Raw genomic sequence first — 17,262 nt, forward strand, 5'->3', positions numbered from 1 at the left:
CCAACGCCGCCCATGCCCGGTCACTGATTTCATCCAGATTGCTCACGAACCCAAAGATAATTGTCCGTACAGCCTAGCGAGAAGGTTGTTGTTGGGTTCGACCTTGAGGTCGCATTGGCCGCTCCCGTCGCAGCTGGTGCCCACGATCCGGCCATTCTCGAAGTTGAAGAAACAGGCCGCGCAGCCCATTCCCGTTAGGGTGTAGCGATCGGCCCCGGGGCGAAGGTAGAGGCTGTTGTCGCCGCCAGTGGTGAGGGGTAGGGCCATAGCCCGAAACTTACCGTTCAGCAGGCCCATGCCAATCAGGTAATAACTAACGGGCTCGTGTGGCGCGGCCGGCGCCTTGCGCACCTGCACTTTATCCACCACCGTGCCGTCGCCAAATTGCCGGATAAAGGCCTGGGTTAATGCAACGCGCGACGTTTTATACTCCGTAGTGCTGTCGGTGAAGCGGGCAATCGGCCGGCTCTCGGGCTTAACCGCCACCGCGCCCCTGATGCGGCCGGGGCTCCCCAGCTCGGTGGTGCTGGTCTTGGTGCTTTCGCACGATAGAAGGAGCAAGCTCAGCAGCAGAGCCAATAAACCCAAACCAATAAGGCGCGGCAGGTATTTCATCTGGAATAGGTTGGCGTGTTGGTTAGTCGGGGTGGGGTAGCGACCCAGGAGCCAGGCGTGCTTAACGCGAGCTTACCGGGTTGCTTCATTTACATTACCATACCCTTAGCGGGGCTTGTAGTATTTGCGCGCTTCGGGCAACTCGCGTTGAATGTTGGCGATGCGGGTGCCGTTGGAGGGGTGAGTAGATAGAAACTCGGGGGGCGCCGCGGCATTCTCGCGGGCATCCATGCGCTGCCAGAAGGCAATGGCTCCTTGGGGATTGTAGCCGGCCAGGGCCATAAAAATCAGTCCCAGGTGGTCGGCCTCGCTTTCCTGGTTGCGGCCGTATTTGAGCATGCCCAACTGCGAGCCCACCCCGAAGGCCTGCAAGGCCATTTCCTGGGTGGCGGGGGAGTTCTTGGCCAGGACCGCGGAGAGCGCCTGACCGCCGAATTGCTGAACCAAGCCCTGGCTCATGCGCTCCGAGCCATGCTTAGCCACGGCGTGGGCGATTTCGTGGCCCATAACGACGGCCAAGCCGGTTTCGTCCTGCGTGATGGGCAGGATGCCAGTGTACACGGCTACTTTGCCGCCGGGCATGCACCAGGCATTCTGCTGCTTGTCGTCTTTAATGACGTTGAATTCCCACTGGTAGCCCGCCAGCTGGTCGGAGGCATTCTGCTGGCGGAAGTATGACTCTACCCCGGCCTGAATGCGCTGGCCTACGCGCCGTACCATGGCAATCTGCTGCGCGTTAGTGGAAAGCGGGCCCTTGGCGATTACCTCGCGGTACTGGGTGGCGGCCAACGAGTTAATCTCACTATCGCTCACCAGGCTGAGTTGGCTACGGCCCGTGATGGGCACCGTGGTGCAAGCACTCAAAAAGAATAAGGCAGCCAGCCGAACAATTTTTCTTAACATGGTACTAAGTAAAGATAAACTGAGATACAAGCAACTGCTTGCGGCCGTCTATACGGGGGCAGGTGGGGTAAATGTTTAGCTCAAGCACCGTTGCAGAAGTGAAAAAGCGGCCGGCTGGTTGCCGCAAGCCGCCCCTGAGGCGTAGTTTTGACCCCTCGCTCTTCCGCCCCGCTTTCCTTCATGAAGATCATTTGCATCGGCCGTAACTATGCCGACCACATCGCCGAGCTGCACAACGAGGTGCCCGCCGCGCCCGTCATTTTCCTCAAGCCCGAAACGGCGCTGCTGCAACGCGGCCAGCCCTTTTTCATTCCCGAGTTTTCGCAGGACATCCATCATGAGCTGGAGCTGGTGCTGCGCATAAGCAAAAACGGCCGGCACATCGACGAGCAGTTTGCGCCGGCTTACATCGAGGCCATTGGCTTGGGCCTGGACTTCACCGCCCGCGACCTGCAGAGCGAGTTAAAGAAAAAGGGCCTGCCCTGGGAGCTGGCCAAAGCCTTCGACGGCTCGGCCCCCGTTTCTCCGACTTTTAAGCCGGTTACCGAGTTTGCCGATCTGGCGAACATCAATTTTCACCTGGAAGTAAACGGCGAAACGCGCCAAACCGGAAATTCCAGCCTGATGCTGCACCCCTTCAGCAAAATCATCAGCTTTGTTTCCAGGTACATCTCGCTGAAGATGGGCGATTTGATATTTACAGGCACCCCGGCGGGCGTTGGCCCCGTAAAGGTGGGCGACCAGCTGGTGGGGTATCTGGAGGGGGAGAAAATACTGGAGCTGGCGGTGCGTTGAGCGAAGTCAGCAGTTCCCAATCATTAAAATCATTAGCGAGAACGTTCAGCGCCACCAAGTGTTCGTGGGGTCGCAGCCGCTCGTCATCCGGCACAATCTATCCAAACTCGATGGAGTGGGCCCGCCGTTTCGACAGTGGCTGCCGAATGCGGCCGCTCGTTCTTTCTGATGGCATAACAGCATAATAGGTTGAAGAATCGAATAAAGTTGGTTGCCGGCTTGGCCCTGGCCCTATTGGGCGGGCAACCCGGAAAAGTAGGCGGGCAGGCCGCGGATACATCGGAGCGCGGCCACCCGGTGGGCGAAGCGCCAAAAACGGGTAAGCCCCAGGTGCCGGCAGGGTATTTCCTGTTTCCCGTGGCCCCGGGTAAGCCGGGCCTGCTGGCGGGCAGCATGGGCGAGCTGCGGCCCAACCATTTCCACGGGGGGCTCGATATTAAGACCGGCGGGGGCGTTAACCAACCGGTGTACGCGTCAGCCGACGGCTACATCTCGCGCCTCAAGCAGTCGTCGTTTGGCTACGGCAACGTGCTCTACATCACCCACCCGAATGGGCTGACTACCGTGTACGGCCACCTCAACGAGTTTCGGGGGCCCGTGGCGGCCGAGCTGCTGCGGCGCCAGTACGAGAAGCAGTCCTACGAGGTGGAGCTATTTCTGCCCAAAGACCAGTACCCGGTGAAGCGCGGCGAGGTAGTGGCGCTGTCGGGCAACACGGGCGGCTCGGTGGGCCCGCACGTGCACTGGGAAGTGCGCGATGCCCAGGACCGGCAGTACAACCCGCTGCAATGGGGCGGCTTTGCCGAGATTCAGGACCACGTAGCGCCCACGCTGCAGGCCTTTGCGTTGGAGCCGCTGAGCATCGACGCGCGGGTGCAGCGAGTGTTTGCCAAAGCCGTGTTCGTGCCCAAAGTGACGCCGGGGCCGGGCAAGCCCATGTCGTGGGCCGACACCATCAGCTGCTTTGGCCCGGTGGGGCTGCTGGTGCAGGGCTTCGACCGCTTCGATAACGTCTGGAACCGCAACGGCATTCAGCGGGTGACTATGAAGGTGAACGGCCAGCCCTTCTATCAGCACGTCATCGACGCGGTGCCATTCCCGACGGGCACGCGGCAGGTGAGCAACTTCGTCGATTTCCTCTACCAGCAAACCCAGGGCCGCACCCTGCAAAAGCTGTGGGTCGACGAGGGCAACGACCTGCCGATGTACACCACCGGCCCCAGCAAGGGCCGCCTGACCGTGGAAGCTGGAAAGGTCTACAACATCGACCTCACCCTGGCCGACTCCTACAACAACCAGACGCCCGTGCACCTGGTGCTGCGCGGCGAGCGGCCCGCCTACTTCAAGACCCGCGCGGCAGCCGTGAAAAAGCCCGTCCTGCGCTTCGAAGTGACGCGCAACCTGCTCAAGGCCGTCGCCACCGACCCCAGCCCCGACTCCGTGGGGGGCAACCTCGTGCTGGTGCGCGGTAACCGGCACCTTGAAATTCGCCCCAGCTACACCCAGAACGGCGAAAACGTGTACCTCTACGACCTGCGCGCCGGCCTGCCCGATTCGCTGCGGTTTGGCCGGATCACCAAGAAATTCGACCGCCAGGTGATGATTCCGGCGGGCAAGGAAACCAGCTACTCCACCGCCCACCTCAACCTGCTGTTTGGGCCCGAAACGCTGTTCGATAACCTGTACCTGAGCACCGCTTATCGGCCCGAGGCCACCGGCAGCGGCTTCTGGACGGTGGGCTCGCCGCTGCAGCCCCTCTACAAAACCGCTACGCTCACCCTGAAGCCGGCCCGGGCGCCCGCCGACCCGGCGCGTACCGCCATCTACACGGCTACCCCTAAAGGCGGCAAGGCTTACCTGGGCGGCAAGTGGGACGATCAAGGCCAGATTACAGCCCCCATCCGGCAGTTCGGCTCCTTCCGCATTCTGACCGATACCGTGGCACCCAAAGGCAGCCTCATCAGCCGGGCGGGGGGCCAGCTGCTGTTTCGGGTGGGCGACGACCTCTCCGGCCTCGCCGGCTACCGGCTGCTCATCGGCGGGAAATTTCGCCTGCTGCGTCTCGAGCACAAGAATTCCACGCTCTTCACCGTGGCGAAGGATACGCTCGGGCCGCGCCTGCACGGACCCGCTGAGCTGCGTCTCACCGACCAGGCCGGGAACGAGCGGGTAATTCCGCTGAGCTTGTAACCGGATAAGAAGGCAGGAAGGGGAGGGGTAATGGAGTTTGCCGTTCCTTTGCCTCATCACTAGCCCACCAGCACCGCTATGACCCTCGAACCCGGCCAACCCGCCCCCGATTTTTCCGCCCCCGACCAAGCGGGCAACCTGATCTCCCTGCGCGAGTTGCGCGGGCAGCGGGTCGCCTTGTACTTCTATCCCAAAGACGACACGCCCGGCTGCACCGCCCAGGCCTGTAACCTGCGCGACCACCAGGAGGAGCTTACTGCCCGCAACATCCGGGTTATCGGCGTGAGTACCGATGGGGCGGCGGCCCACCAAAAGTTCGCCCTCAAATACGACCTGCCCTTCTCGCTCCTGGTCGACACCGACAAGAAAATCGTGCAGGACTACGGGGTGTGGCAGGAAAAGAAAAACTACGGCAAAACCTACATGGGCACCGTCCGCACCACCTTCCTGATTGATGAAAACGGTGTGATTGAAAAAATCATCAAGAAAGTCGATACCAAGGAGCACGCCGCGCAGCTGCTCTAGCGCCCGCGGCAAGCTGCCGGGCCAGTCGTGGCAACTCCACCGGCTATTGCCCCTGCTGTGATGACTGGCGGCGTGGTGGCGCAGAGCCCGGCCGCTCATTGTACGGGTTGCGCGTAAGCTGAAAATAGAGCCATTTCGGCGTTAGTGTCCGCTGTCGTTCTCGCGTTGGCCTCACGTGCCCCCTGCGGGGTCGTACCCGGTAGGGCGGGCCCCGGTTCGCTGGAGGCGCGAAGCCGCAGGAGAGGGGAGCCAAACGTTAGGTACACGGACCCCGAAACCGCCCTAGCGTGATGGACTCAGGCGGTTCATCTGCACTCAGTAGGACTGCCTGGGTATGCTTAATAGCCGCCTTGGAGTAGTTTACCTAGTTGTCTGGCTCCCCTCTCCTGAGGAGAGGGGCTGGCCCCGTAGAGGTCCCGTGAGGTTCCGGCGGCTGAGCCAGGTACACTGATTCCGAAACGGCTCTAAGGGGCGCTTTCCGTTGCGCGTCGCCCCGTTTGCTACCTTTACCGGCTGAACCCAATCGCTTCCGATTTTATGACCGACACCACCGCCAAGACCGTCGAAAAACCCGAAAAATCCATTGAGGAGCTCCAGCACATCGCCACCCAGGTGCGCCGCGACATCGTGCGCATGGTGCATGCCGTGAACTCGGGCCACCCGGGCGGCTCGCTCGGGTGCACCGACTTGCTGGTAGCCCTCTACTTCAAGGTGATGAAACATACGCCCGAGCCGTTCGACATGGACGGCAAGGACCAGGACTTATTCTTCTTGTCGAACGGCCATATTTCGGCGGCGCTGTATTCGGTTTTGGCTCGTTCAGGCTATTTCCCCATCAGCGAGCTGGCCACGTTTCGCAAGCTCGACTCGCGCCTGCAGGGCCACCCCACCACCCACGAGGGGCTGCCCGGTATTCGCATCGCCTCGGGCTCGCTGGGCCAGGGCCTGAGCGTAGCCTGCGGCGCCGCCCAGGCCAAAAAGCTGAACGGCGACAAGCAGCGGGTGTTCGTGCTCATGGGCGATGGCGAGCTGGAGGAGGGCCAGAACTGGGAGGCCGCGATGTACGCCGCCCACCACAAAATCGACAACCTCATCGGCATCGTCGACCGCAACGGCCAGCAGATTGACGGCCCCACCGAGGTAGTCGGGGGCCTCGGCGATTTGCGCGCCAAGTTCGAAGCCTTCGGCTGGCACGTGGTCGAAGGCGACGGCAACCATTACGACGCCCTGCTCATGGCCCTCGAAAACGCCGTGGCCGCCGCCGGCAAGGCCCGCCCCGTCATGTTCATCATGGATACGAAAATGGGCTTTGGCGTCGATTTCATGATGGATGGCCACAAATGGCACGGCGTAGCGCCTAACGACGCCCAGCTGGCCACCGCCCTGGACGAGCTGAAAACCGGCACTGAAGGCGACTATTAAGTGCTGATGCGGATTGGCCCAACCAAACCTCACCCCCGGCCCCTCTTCCCAGGAGAGGAGAGCCTGACGTATGCAGGTATGAAGTGTCGCCTGTCTCCCCCCTCTCCCGTGGCGAGGGGGGCCGGTGGGGGGAGGTTTCATTGGGCAATGCTACTGGTGCTCGTCTTGTTACGCACCCTACCGGTCCAGGCCCAGAATGCCCCGCCCGGGAAGCCTAAAGTCACCCGTATCCTATTTTTGCTCGACGCCTCGGGCTCCATGATGGCCCCCTGGGAAGGCCAACCCCGGTGGAACGTGGCCAAGCGCATGCTCAGCAAAATGGTGGATTCGCTCAACGCGTATCCCAACCTCGAGCTGGGGCTGCGCGTGTACGGCCACCAATTTCCGAACGCGGACAAGAACTGCCAGGACTCGCGCTTGGAAGTGCCCTTCGCGCCCAAAAATGCCCGGGCCATCAAAGAAAAGCTCACCACGCTTAAAGCCCAGGGCAATACGCCCATTACGTACTCCTTGCTGCAGTCGGCCAACGACTTCCCTACTGATAAGTCGTCGCGCAACGTGTTGCTGCTGATTACCGACGGGCTCGAATCCTGCAACGCCGACCCCTGCGCCGCTTCGGTAGCCTTGCAGCGCAAGCACGTCTTTCTGCGGCCCTTCGTCATCGGCATCGGGGCCGAAAAGGAATTTGGCAAGCAGCTCGAATGCCTGGGCCAGTACTACAACGCCGCCGAAATCAAAACCTTTCGCACGGTGATGAACGACGTCATTGCCCAGGCCCTGAGCAAAACCACCGTTACCGTCAACCTGACCGACGCCGACGGCCGCCCCGTCGAAAGCAACGTGAACATGACCTTCGTCAACAACGTGACCGGGCAGCCGGAGTACAACTACGTGCACTACCGCGACGCGCAGGGCAAGGCCGACGTGCTCGACATCGATGCCTTGCAGAGCTACGACTTAGTGATTAATACTGTGCCGCCCGTGCGCCAAGCCAACCTTGTTATCAAGCCCGGCAAGGCCAACGTCCTCACCTACCGAACGCCCCAGGGCACGCTCTGGCTGCAGAATCCGCAGCTCACGCCCAATCCCTACGGAACCGTGCAAGCCGTGGTGCGCGACCCGCAGAAAAACGTCATCGCCGCTTTCCCCTGTGGCACCCGCCAGAAGCTGCTGGCCGGCAACTACGAAGTGGAGCTGCTGACCCTGCCGCGCATCACCCGTCGCCTTACTATTAAGCAGGGCCAGGAGTTGGCCGTTACGTACGCCGCGCCGGGCACCCTCAACGTCACCACCGACCTGAAAGGATACGGCAGCATCTACAAGCTTAACGACGACGAATCCCAGACCTGGATTTACAATCTGGCCGAGGGAAGCAGCAGCAAATTAAATCTGCCCATGCAGCCGGGCGCCTATCGGCTGGTATTCCGGACCAAAACGAGTACGGGCAGTAAATTTACCGATGTGCGCAACTTCAGTATCCGCTCGGGGCAAACGACTTCGGTGGCGCTGTTCGGAAAGTAAGAACAAAAACTCCCCTCCTTACCAAGGAGGGGACATTTCAGCGAAGCTGAAATTGGGGTGGTTAGCTTCGCTGAACTTTGTTTGTAGGCGTTGAACGTCGTTAGTAGGCACTGAATAAAGTAGTTAGAACAATCAGTCTATGCCCCGCCTTAACAACCTACCCCACAAAAAAGAAGCCCGTCAAACCCTCCGCAACAATCTCACGTCCGCGGAAGCCAAATTATGGTCCGTCCTGAAATCAGCTCAACTACAAAGCCGCAAATTCCGCCGACAGCACAGTGTCGGCGAATTTATCCTGGACTTTTACTGCCCCCAAGAAAAGCTGGCCATTGAATTGGATGGAGCGAGTCACTTTACCGTAGCCGGCAATTTGAACGATGCGGTGCGCACCGATTTTCTCAACAGCGTTGGCATTCGCGTGCTTCGGTTTGAAAATAAGCTCATTTGGTCAGATTTAGATAGTGTGCTGCATACCATCGCTAGTTGTTTTAAGTAATGTCGTCTGAGTTTGTTCAACCCCCACAAATTACGTTCAACGCCCACAGACAAAGTTCAGCGAAGCTAACCACCCCAATTTCAGCTTCGCTGAAATGTCCCCTCCTTACCAAGGAGGGGAGTTTTTGTTCTGACACTATTTCCCCAATCCCCATGAAAGACTTCCCCTTCACCGAATCTAAAGACACTCGCAGCGGCTTCGGCGCTGGCCTGGCCGAGCTCGGCAAAACCAATCCCAACGTGGTGGCCCTGTGCGCCGACCTCACCGGCTCGCTTAAGATGGACGCCTTCAAGAAGGAGTTTCCCGACCGGTTCTTCCAGGTGGGCATCGCCGAGGCTAACATGATGGGCGTAGCCGCCGGCCTGACCATTGGCGGCAAGATTCCGTTCACGGGCACTTTTGCCAACTTCAGCACCGGCCGCGTGTACGACCAGATTCGCCAAAGCATTGCCTACTCCGGTAAAAACGTGAAGATCTGTGCTTCCCACGCCGGCCTCACGCTGGGCGAAGACGGCGCCACCCACCAGATTCTGGAAGATCTGGGTATGATGAAGATGCTGCCGGGCATGACCGTCATCAACCCCTGCGACTACAACCAGACCAAGGCCGCCACCCTGGCCATTGCCGACTACGAAGGCCCCGTGTACCTGCGCTTTGGCCGCCCGGTGGTGCCCAACTTCACGCCCGCCGACCAGAAGTTTGAAATCGGCAAAGCCTGGCTGATGAACGAGGGCACCGACGTGAGCATCTTCGCCACCGGCCACCTCGTGTGGAAAGCCGTTCTGGCCGGCAAGCTGCTGGCCGAAAAAGGCATCAACGCCGAAATCATCAATATCCACACCATCAAGCCCCTCGACGCCGAAGCCATCCTGGCCTCGGCCCGTAAAACGCGTTGCGTAGTCACGGCCGAAGAGCACCAGATGAACGGGGGGCTCGGCGACAGCATCGCCCAATTGCTGGCTTGCGAAGAGCCCCTGCCCTTGGAAATGGTGGCCGTGCACGACAGCTTCGGCGAAAGCGGCACCCCCGACCAGCTCATGGAGAAGTACGGCCTCATGGAAGCTGACATCGTGCGGGGCGTGGAAGCCGTGATGAAGCGAAAGAAGTAGCTTTCACCCTCCCCCCATATAACAGGAAAAGCCCCCGCCGCCTCTGAAGTCGTGCGGGGGCTTTGCTAGTTAATACGGCTGGTATGAAAACGCCAAAGGCATTATTACTGGTGGGGATAGAATGCCGATTATTTATGCTTGCCTGCGGGCTGGTTTTGATGCCAAGAATCAACAGCCACAAGCATGTTCCAATTTCTCCAAGGGCTGCCGGTAATGTTACGTACTGAGCAATTGCAGCGGCGCTGTAGCTGGGGATAATGGTGCGCCCAGTAACATCTATGAGGTACCCCAAACCACCAGCTACTAGAAGAATACCCAAAATTTTGGGAAGAAATCCGGATTTATATACTAAGTAACCAAAAGGTAGTAGCCAAAGCCCCCAGAATACTTTAACTATCAGAATACCATTACTATAATTTTCAAGTAAAAGCATTACTTGAGACTGTAGTGGGTTGCCACCTAGTACTTTTAGATAACTTGTACCATTGATTAGCAGTAAAACTGCATACCGGTTTTGGAGGTTAAGAAATGATATGGGCACACTCAACCATAAGCTTTGCATACATTTCGTTGATAGGCCGCAATAGTTGATATAAAACGAGCGGCAATACTAAAAAAGCGGTATAGCAAATCATACTGCTTATAATGCTTAGGCGGAATAACAACTCTGACGCTGCTATATCATGAAGGGTTTTAGCTGGATCGTTCCAGTCTATCAGCTTAGAAGGGACATAAGCCAAGCTAAATAGGCCAGTCAATACGACAATTAAATAAAGGAAGCCGGCTAGCTTTGCTGTGTTTTTATTTGAGCCTATTCTTTAAGTTCTTTTAAAGTTCGTTCTTACTTATCCGCTGTTGTTACAATTTAAACATTAAGCCGGTTTTATTTTCCTTCCGCGAATCAATAGCCAGATCATAAAAACTAATTCGCCATAAAATGTAAAGGAGGCAAAATCAATGTTGGCGTTCGAGAACAAAAAAGGTTTTAGCGTAGTTAAGGAATACCCTATACCAGTTATGATTAATAAAATACCAAGTAATTTTGGAATATACGTCGATTTAATAACCAGATAGCCAAGTAGTCCAAGATGTAAACTGAAGAATAGCAATCCAAAATACCATTGCGATTTGAAGGCATTTAGATATTGAGCCATTTGAAAGCTAACGTTCTCATCAGGAATAGTAAAGACCGACGAAAAGTGTAAGAGTCTATAAGCTCCAACAAGGTTTTGAAGAGCAATTAGGGCCAAAATTGTATATACAATCCGAAACCAGGAAGTTAATAGTGATAGAGAGGAGTTGACTGGTTTTAGAAGAATATACAGGGACCAGGCAACGACGATGTCTAGAATAAACGTGACTAGATAGCATAGAATGCAGGCGGCAAATAGACTTTTATTGCCTGAAAGGGTAGTTATTGTTTCTCTAATGTCGCCTCGGACAATAATTTTAGGGTAAGCGTACATCTCGGCAAAAAGAGCAGCGACAACCATTATAAGCAAGCTAATGCCTGATATGATTGCAGCCTTACTTAATGAAATTCTATTAGTCTGAATGTCTGCGAGCATGAAAATGAAAATCAGGGGTTTGTGTTTTGTAAATACCTTCAATCACACTCGATATTTGACGTGCCTCTGAGGCTTTTATACTTCGTATCTGTTTAATCTTATGCTTTTCTCGAAGCTGAGCGAAGATGTTAAACCAGATTTTATTGTCAAATCGCTATTTAGTTTGTAGCTCTTCAGAGATAAATTATAAATAGCGACAATTTGCCTCAGCACGCAAACTAGCTGTGGCGAGCAAGATACGCAAGTTTAAGTACCTCAAGCTAAATCAGCCTGGTCGCCGCCACTAGATGGTGATGAGTGCGGCCTGTCGAGCGCCGATAAGTTACCGTGATCGGTAGTTGTACTGCTGTGGCCGAGCGAATCCTGGGTAATGCAATTGGCCGAGCTTTCTCCTTTATTTCGTTGGTAAGGGGTTCAGCAACCGCAACGCATTAAAGATGGCTTGATGCGTGATGGTGGCGTGGTCTTCGGTCGGCAAGTAGTCGAAATAGAAGCGGACGCTTTTGCTTTTCGTGCTTCTTATTTTTTCGGCTAACAAGTTAGCATCTACTTCCATCACGTGGGGGATGTCACTGGGCCCCAGGCCTTCTTTTCCTACTCCCAGATAAATATCCGTTCGGGCTTTAAATCCCTCCTGTAACAGTTCAGGTTGCCCTTTTAGCAAGGAGGCATCATCCCACCATAAACTCGGGCTGATAATAATGTACTTGTTGAATAAGGTCGGCTTGGTTAATAAAATTTCGGTTGCTAACAAGCCCGCCAGCGATTGGCCAATAAGGGTTTTCGATTGGTTCGCTTTGTACTTGTGTTCGATGTACGGCTGGAGCTCTTTTTCCATAAAGGCGATGAACCTCTCTGACTTGCCCGCGGTCGGGTACCTTCTTTGCTCGGTTGCAATGGTTGATGGATAAGTAAAGTCTCTTTTCCTGTCGGTATTGGCAATGCCGACAATGATGGACTTCGGCACCCGATTTATCCAGGGGAAATTATTGAATTGATAAAGCCCAACTACGTGGATAAAGTCTTCGTTTGCTGAGCCATCCAGCAGGTACACGACGGGATACTTTGTGGTGTCTTTGGGACTGTAGCCTTCGGGCAGATAAATATTCAAGGTTCTCTTCTCAGCTAATTCTACGGATTGCAATTCCTCTATCACCCCCAGCACAAAAGGTTTGCTGCTAGCAGTCTTACTGGGCTGCTTGGGTTGGGCCCTGGCAGTAACTGCTAAGCAGCAGAGAAAGGCAATGGCTAATATTTTCATGGATAAACGTCTTTGTCAGTAAACTTTCGCTGAAGCTTTGCGGCCACCAGTAGGGGAGCAGCTAAAAGAGAGCCAAGGTGTTATTATGTCCCAAGGTCTATAAGAGCTACTGAGTTTTTAGTTGAGTATTCTATTAGGTAGTCGCGAGTAGAGGTTGGCGTTCTTATTTCTGCCTGATTGGTATCCATATTTCTTCTTCCGAGTTTGGGTCGTTGTTTTTGTACTTATTGCCCAGTAGCTCAAAGTGTGGACGTTTGTCTAAGACGTATTCTGAATTTGGCAGCCAAGTCCCAAAAATGTATTGGAAGATACGAGGGTCATTGCTTGAGCCTCTGTAATCGAAAACGGCATAGAGGCCGCCTGGCAGCGTGAACGTTTCCATACCGGCCGGAACGTCGTCAAAACTTGCTACTTCAACGGTCGCCCACTTCTCGAACTCGTTGGTTGGGTCGAAGTCGGCAAAATGCGTTGGCTTGTAGACCTGCATTGAAATCAAGTCGGTTGTCAGGCGATTAGCTATTTCGCTGATTCTGGGCATGAAAGCTTTCCAAAGTTCACGAGTCTTGTTATCAGCCAGGCTCATTGTCAGATGTAAGCCTAGTAATTTCTTCTCATTTAATGCTTGTATTCTTGGGGTCATTCCAAATTACTGCTTGCGATTTTGATAGCAGCTTCACATGAAAGGTGTTAAGCGATAAAAAGTACACCTCGAGTCTGTATAATGTCATTCTTGTTTGAATCAAACACACCCGATAGGTATAATGGTAAGAATAACAAAAAGCTGCAGTTGGATTGCCGCAACGACAACCAAGCTTATTTGTTTATCAAAAAAAATCCGGTAGCAAGTACTACCGCACCACAGCTTAAGTAGCAGGCAGCAGGTGCGGCAGCCTCATTGACTTTGCCTGATTATAACCGAATCCCGGCCGTGGCCATTTTGACTGGTCTTTCTACTTGACTCTTGCAAATGGCTGGTTTTCAGGAGAAGCTCATGGCTTCTTCTTTCCGGAGTTGCCGGGCGGCTTTCATGCCGCGGAATACCATCAGACAGAAATAAAAGCGCATAAACAAGCTGCCGAGTGATGGTTTTTGCCCCGTCGACACGGCCCAGCCTATAATAACAATACCGTCTAGCACCAGTAGAGCGAAAGCAACTGCGAGTGCCGTTGCCGAGCGCCGCGAATAGCCGACCCACCCCAATGCGAGAAACGCTGTGCCTTCAACCAGCGAGCCCCAACCCAGGCCGAACCGTTGCAGCATTTCAATTTGGCCAAACTCCGCCGCTAGCCCTAAACTAACGTCCAGCACGCCTATAAATAGCAGCGTGTACCAAGCCTGCTTGAGGCGCTCCTGGGGGTGGGTGCTACTGCCGAAGATTGGCTGCCCATCAATGAGCAACTCCAATTCCTGTGGATAAGTACTTGTTTTTAATTGAGCTATAAACGTGCGGCCATCGGGCAGATGGTAGGAGCGACCCTTGGCAATGGCTGCCCCAGGTTCGGAGGCCGCTAGCGGGGTGCCGGCATAGTGAACGGTGAAGTTTCGGTAAAACATGCCCCATTTGGCAGTAACAGCATCAGTGCGGGCCTCGTCAAGGTAAAATATTTTGGTCGGCATTTAAGCGGCTCAGTAAAAGAGCGATTCGTGAAATTGGGGATTAATATAGGAGGAATATTCCCAGTCCGCTTAAACGTTGCGGCCCTTAACGCATCCAAGAAGTCGTTTTTGTCAGCCTCCCCTTTGGAAGACCACGAAATCCTGCGCAAGTTCCAGGACCCCGCCAGCCGCAACCTGGCGTTTAACCAGCTCGTGCGCAAGTACCAGAGCAAGGTGTATTGGCACGTGCGCAAAATGGTGATTGACCACGCCGATGCCGACGACCTGACCCAGGATGTGTTCGTTAAGGTGTGGAAGCACCTGGAGAATTTCCGGCAGGACGCCGCCCTGTTCACCTGGATTTACCGCATCGCCACCAACGAGTGCCTGGGTTTCCTGAGCAGCAAGCGGCGTAAGTTCCTGTTGCCCCTCACCGACGTGGGGGCCGACCTGGCCGCCAAAATCGAAGCCGACCCGGCCCTGGCCGGCGACGAAATAGAGCTGAAGCTGCAACGGGCCATCCTGCGGCTGCCCGACAAGCAGCGGCTGGTCTTCAACCTGCGCTATTACGACGAAATGCCCTATGAGCAGATGGCCGAAATAACCGGCACCAGCGTGGGGGCCCTGAAAGCCAGCTATCACCACGCCGTGAAAAAAGTGGAAGAATACGTTACCCGTTCCATGGGCGACTAGCCGTTCAAAAATCATTTTTGTGGGGGCGTTCAGCCACCGCCTTTAAACGCTGCTCCCCATTTCGCATCCAACCGCCATGAATTCTTCCTTCAAGCTAGACACGCACCCCCGGCGACCCCGCCCGCTGATGAGCGAACCGCCCGCTGGCTATTTCGACCAGCTGCCCGGGCGGGTGATGGCCCGCCTGCCCCAGACCCAGGCCCGCGAAACGGCCACTGCCTGGCGCTGGCTGGCGCAATTGTCGCCAACCTTACGTACCGGCCTGGCTTCGGTGGCCATACTGGGCAGCTTTGCCGCTTCGTTCTGGTTGAGCGGCTCGCCGCCACTGGCGCCCGCCCCAATGCCGACGGCGGTACTCGACGCCGTACCCCACGCCGAACTGGTAGGGTACCTGCTCAGCAGCGGCACCCAAGTAGAAAATGCTGACTTAGCCGTGCTTACTGCCGCCCGCCCAAGCATTGCCAACGGTTTCCTGCATGCCTCGGCAGAGGAGTTAACGGAGGTACTGGATGCCCAGCCCTCCGACGAAACCATGTATTTATAAATAGCTTTTAATCATGATTCTAATGAAATATGCCCGCCAATTCCTCTGTCTGATAGCAGTGGGCTTGGCAACCACCTCCGCGGTGCAGGCCCAGCCTGGTGGCCGCCGCCCCGGCCCCCGGCTGGCTCAACTGGAAAATGCCAAAATTGCTTTCATCACCAACCGCGTAGCCCTCACCCAGGACCAGGCCCAGAAGTTCTGGCCGGTCTACAACGAGTATTCGAGCCGCCGCCGCGAGCTCAACCGGGGCGGCCGCCTGTTGCGCCAAGAAGTATCCGACGCCCTGAGCGACCAGCAGATTCGCGACAACTTCAGCCAGGCGTTCACGCTACGCCAGCAGGAGCTGAACCTGGAAAAAGAGTACTTCGAAAAATTTCAGAAGGTGATTTCCCTGCGCCAGGTTGCGCAGCTTTTCGTAGCCGAACGCGACTTCACCAAAGAGGTTATCAAGCGGGTAGCCGGCCCCGCCCCCCCCGCGGCACCCAGTATCGACTGAAGCCCTCATCGCTCTAATGGCTTAAGGCCGGCCAATACAATATGTTTCCGAAGCCGCTGCCCGAGCAGCGGCTTCTTTATTTTTGTAGCATAACCGAAACAAAAGGCCACTCCTTTGTAAATAGTTTTTGGTTATGAAAGGGCGCTTGCCGCGTCAGCGGCGGTTCCAAGGCCCGTAAAGCCAGCGCCTACAAAATCCGTGTAATCCGAAAAATCCGAGCGAATCCGTGGTCCTGACCCCCCGCCAACTATTTCTGCGCCACCAGGCCCAAACCTCCGATTTCCCGTTGCTGCTGGAGATTGAGCGGGCCGAAGGCGTGTACATGTACGGCCCCGATGGCCGCCGCTACCTCGACCTGATTTCGGGCATTGGCGTGAGCAACGTGGGCCACCGCCACCCGCGCGTGCTCGCCGGCATTCAGGCCCAGCTCGACAAGTACCTGCACCTGATGGTGTACGGCGAATTGGTGCAAGCCGTGCCCGCCCAGCTGGCCGAGGCCATCCACCAGACCCTGCCGGCCCACCTGGACTCGGTATTTTTTACGAACTCCGGGGCCGAGGCTATTGAGGGCGCCCTGAAGCTGGCCAAGCGCCACACCGGTCGGACCGAGCTTATTTCCTGCTTGAACGCCTACCACGGCTCGACCCACGGCGCGCTGTCTATCACCGGCTCGGAGAGTTTCAAGAACAGCTTCCGGCCGCTGCTGCCCGACGTGCGCCACCTCCGCTATAACGAGGAGGCCGACCTAGCCTTGATCACCGAGCGTACCGCTGCTGTGGTCGTCGAAACCGTGCAGGGCGAAGCCGGCGTACGCGTGCCGCACCCCGGCTACCTGCCCGCCCTGCGGGCCCGCTGCACCGAAGTCGGGGCCTTACTGATTCTGGATGAGATTCAATGCGGCTACGGGCGCACCGGCACCCTGTGGGCCTTCGAGCAGTTCGGCATCGAGCCCGACATTCTGGTGTGCGCCAAGGGCATGGGGGGCGGTATGCCCATCGGAGCCTTTATCTCCACCACCGAGATTATGAGCGGCTTTAAAACCAATCCCATTCTGGGGCACTGCACCACGTTTGGGGGCCATCCGGTGAGCTGCGCGGCGGCCCTGGCCACCCTCCAGGTTGTGCAGGACGAGCAGTTGGCGGAGGGGGTGGCCGCGAAGGCGGCCCGGTTCCGGGCGCAGCTGGTGCACCCGGCCATCCGGGACGTGCGCGGCTGCGGCTTGCTGATGGCCGTGGAATTCGAGTCGTTTGCCGTGCTCAAGCCCATCATCGACTACGCCCTGGAGCACGAAGGGATTCTGACCGACTGGTTTCTGTTTTGTGACAATGCCCTGCGCCTGGCCCCGCCGCTCATCATTACCACCGAGGAGATTGACCAGGCCTGCGCGGCCCTGCTAAGAGCGGTGGCGCACGTAACCGCGGAGCCTTCGCCAGCCGGTTAAGTGAGTCGGCCCGCCGTACCCGACCGCCAGGGCGGGGCACGACGGGCCGGCGCGGGCCGCGGCGAAGCGCGAGCTAAATCGCCACGT

Annotated in this window: 19 protein-coding genes; 11 read left to right on the plus strand and 8 right to left on the minus strand. The window is 56.6% G+C overall.

What is annotated here, in order from left to right:
- Positions 1-42 precede the first annotated feature (42 nt).
- Together IC235_RS21520 and IC235_RS21525 are read right to left on the minus strand one after the other, a co-directional pair.
- Positions 43-615 (minus strand): hypothetical protein, encoded by a 573-nt coding sequence (locus IC235_RS21520; protein WP_191007281.1) that lies wholly within the window; start codon positions 613-615, stop codon positions 43-45.
- A gap of 105 nt (positions 616-720) precedes the next feature.
- Positions 721-1,518, minus strand: a complete 798-nt coding sequence (locus tag IC235_RS21525) for a M48 family metallopeptidase (RefSeq protein WP_191007282.1) — start codon at positions 1,516-1,518, stop codon at positions 721-723.
- A 180-nt stretch (positions 1,519-1,698) separates the two neighbouring features.
- Here IC235_RS21525 and IC235_RS21530 point away from each other — a divergent pair, with 180 nt between their 5' ends.
- From IC235_RS21530 to IC235_RS21560, 7 genes are all read left to right on the plus strand, one after another.
- The gene (locus IC235_RS21530; RefSeq protein WP_191007283.1) at positions 1,699-2,313 is read left to right on the plus strand and encodes a fumarylacetoacetate hydrolase family protein; all 615 of its coding nucleotides are present in this window, start codon (positions 1,699-1,701) and stop codon (positions 2,311-2,313) included.
- 189 nt (positions 2,314-2,502) lie between these two features.
- The gene (locus IC235_RS21535) at positions 2,503-4,503 is read left to right on the plus strand and encodes a M23 family metallopeptidase (RefSeq protein WP_191007284.1); all 2,001 of its coding nucleotides are present in this window, start codon (positions 2,503-2,505) and stop codon (positions 4,501-4,503) included.
- Positions 4,504-4,581: 78 nt separating this feature from the next.
- The gene (gene bcp, locus IC235_RS21540; protein ID WP_191007285.1) at positions 4,582-5,028 is read left to right on the plus strand and encodes a thioredoxin-dependent thiol peroxidase; all 447 of its coding nucleotides are present in this window, start codon (positions 4,582-4,584) and stop codon (positions 5,026-5,028) included.
- A 537-nt stretch (positions 5,029-5,565) separates the two neighbouring features.
- Positions 5,566-6,450: a transketolase gene (locus tag IC235_RS21545; RefSeq protein WP_191007286.1), complete on the plus strand. Its 885-nt coding sequence runs from the start codon at positions 5,566-5,568 to the stop codon at positions 6,448-6,450.
- Positions 6,451-6,597: 147 nt separating this feature from the next.
- On the plus strand, positions 6,598-7,971 hold the full coding sequence (locus IC235_RS21550; protein ID WP_191007287.1) for a vWA domain-containing protein: 1,374 nt from the start codon (positions 6,598-6,600) through the stop codon (positions 7,969-7,971).
- Positions 7,972-8,110: 139 nt separating this feature from the next.
- Complete coding sequence (locus tag IC235_RS21555) at positions 8,111-8,467, plus strand: endonuclease domain-containing protein (RefSeq protein ID WP_191007288.1); 357 nt, start codon at positions 8,111-8,113, stop codon at positions 8,465-8,467.
- Between the two features lie 152 nt (positions 8,468-8,619).
- A complete protein-coding gene (locus IC235_RS21560) occupies positions 8,620-9,576 on the plus strand; it encodes a transketolase family protein (RefSeq protein WP_191007289.1) in 957 nt (318 codons plus the stop codon).
- Here IC235_RS21560 and IC235_RS21565 read toward each other — a convergent pair.
- The 6 genes from IC235_RS21565 to IC235_RS21585 all read right to left on the minus strand — a co-directional run bounded on the left by IC235_RS21565 (position 9,521) and on the right by IC235_RS21585 (position 14,022).
- Positions 9,521-10,138: a DUF4386 domain-containing protein gene (locus tag IC235_RS21565; protein WP_262892831.1), complete on the minus strand. Its 618-nt coding sequence runs from the start codon at positions 10,136-10,138 to the stop codon at positions 9,521-9,523. The genes IC235_RS21560 and IC235_RS21565 overlap by 56 nt on opposite strands.
- Positions 10,098-10,334: a DUF4386 domain-containing protein gene (locus IC235_RS22525; protein WP_317173635.1), complete on the minus strand. Its 237-nt coding sequence runs from the start codon at positions 10,332-10,334 to the stop codon at positions 10,098-10,100. The genes IC235_RS21565 and IC235_RS22525 overlap by 41 nt, the downstream gene beginning before the upstream one ends.
- Before the next feature lie 114 nt (positions 10,335-10,448).
- Positions 10,449-11,144: a DUF4386 domain-containing protein gene (locus IC235_RS21570; protein ID WP_191007290.1), complete on the minus strand. Its 696-nt coding sequence runs from the start codon at positions 11,142-11,144 to the stop codon at positions 10,449-10,451.
- Positions 11,145-11,538: 394 nt separating this feature from the next.
- Positions 11,539-12,405, minus strand: a complete 867-nt coding sequence (locus IC235_RS21575; RefSeq protein WP_191007291.1) for an alpha/beta hydrolase — start codon at positions 12,403-12,405, stop codon at positions 11,539-11,541.
- 163 nt (positions 12,406-12,568) lie between these two features.
- A complete protein-coding gene (locus tag IC235_RS21580) occupies positions 12,569-13,045 on the minus strand; it encodes a GyrI-like domain-containing protein (RefSeq protein ID WP_191007292.1) in 477 nt (158 codons plus the stop codon).
- 338 nt (positions 13,046-13,383) lie between these two features.
- Entirely contained in the window at positions 13,384-14,022 is a 639-nt protein-coding gene (locus tag IC235_RS21585) for a hypothetical protein (RefSeq protein ID WP_191007293.1), read from the minus strand.
- 123 nt (positions 14,023-14,145) lie between these two features.
- Between IC235_RS21585 and IC235_RS21590 the strand changes: the two genes are divergently transcribed.
- The 4 genes from IC235_RS21590 (at position 14,146) to IC235_RS21605 (ending at position 17,175) form a co-directional block, all read left to right on the plus strand.
- On the plus strand, positions 14,146-14,694 hold the full coding sequence (locus IC235_RS21590; protein WP_191007296.1) for an RNA polymerase sigma factor: 549 nt from the start codon (positions 14,146-14,148) through the stop codon (positions 14,692-14,694).
- Between the two features lie 76 nt (positions 14,695-14,770).
- Positions 14,771-15,238 carry a hypothetical protein gene (locus tag IC235_RS21595; RefSeq protein WP_191007294.1) on the plus strand — a complete coding sequence of 156 codons (468 nt, stop codon included), beginning with the start codon at positions 14,771-14,773 and terminating at the stop codon, positions 15,236-15,238.
- Between the two features lie 22 nt (positions 15,239-15,260).
- On the plus strand, positions 15,261-15,734 hold the full coding sequence (locus IC235_RS21600) for a hypothetical protein (protein WP_191007295.1): 474 nt from the start codon (positions 15,261-15,263) through the stop codon (positions 15,732-15,734).
- Between the two features lie 232 nt (positions 15,735-15,966).
- Complete coding sequence (locus tag IC235_RS21605; RefSeq protein WP_191007297.1) at positions 15,967-17,175, plus strand: aspartate aminotransferase family protein; 1,209 nt, start codon at positions 15,967-15,969, stop codon at positions 17,173-17,175.
- Positions 17,176-17,262 lie beyond the last annotated feature (87 nt).

This window comes from Hymenobacter montanus (assembly GCF_014699115.1).
Lineage (GTDB): Bacteria > Bacteroidota > Bacteroidia > Cytophagales > Hymenobacteraceae > Hymenobacter > Hymenobacter montanus.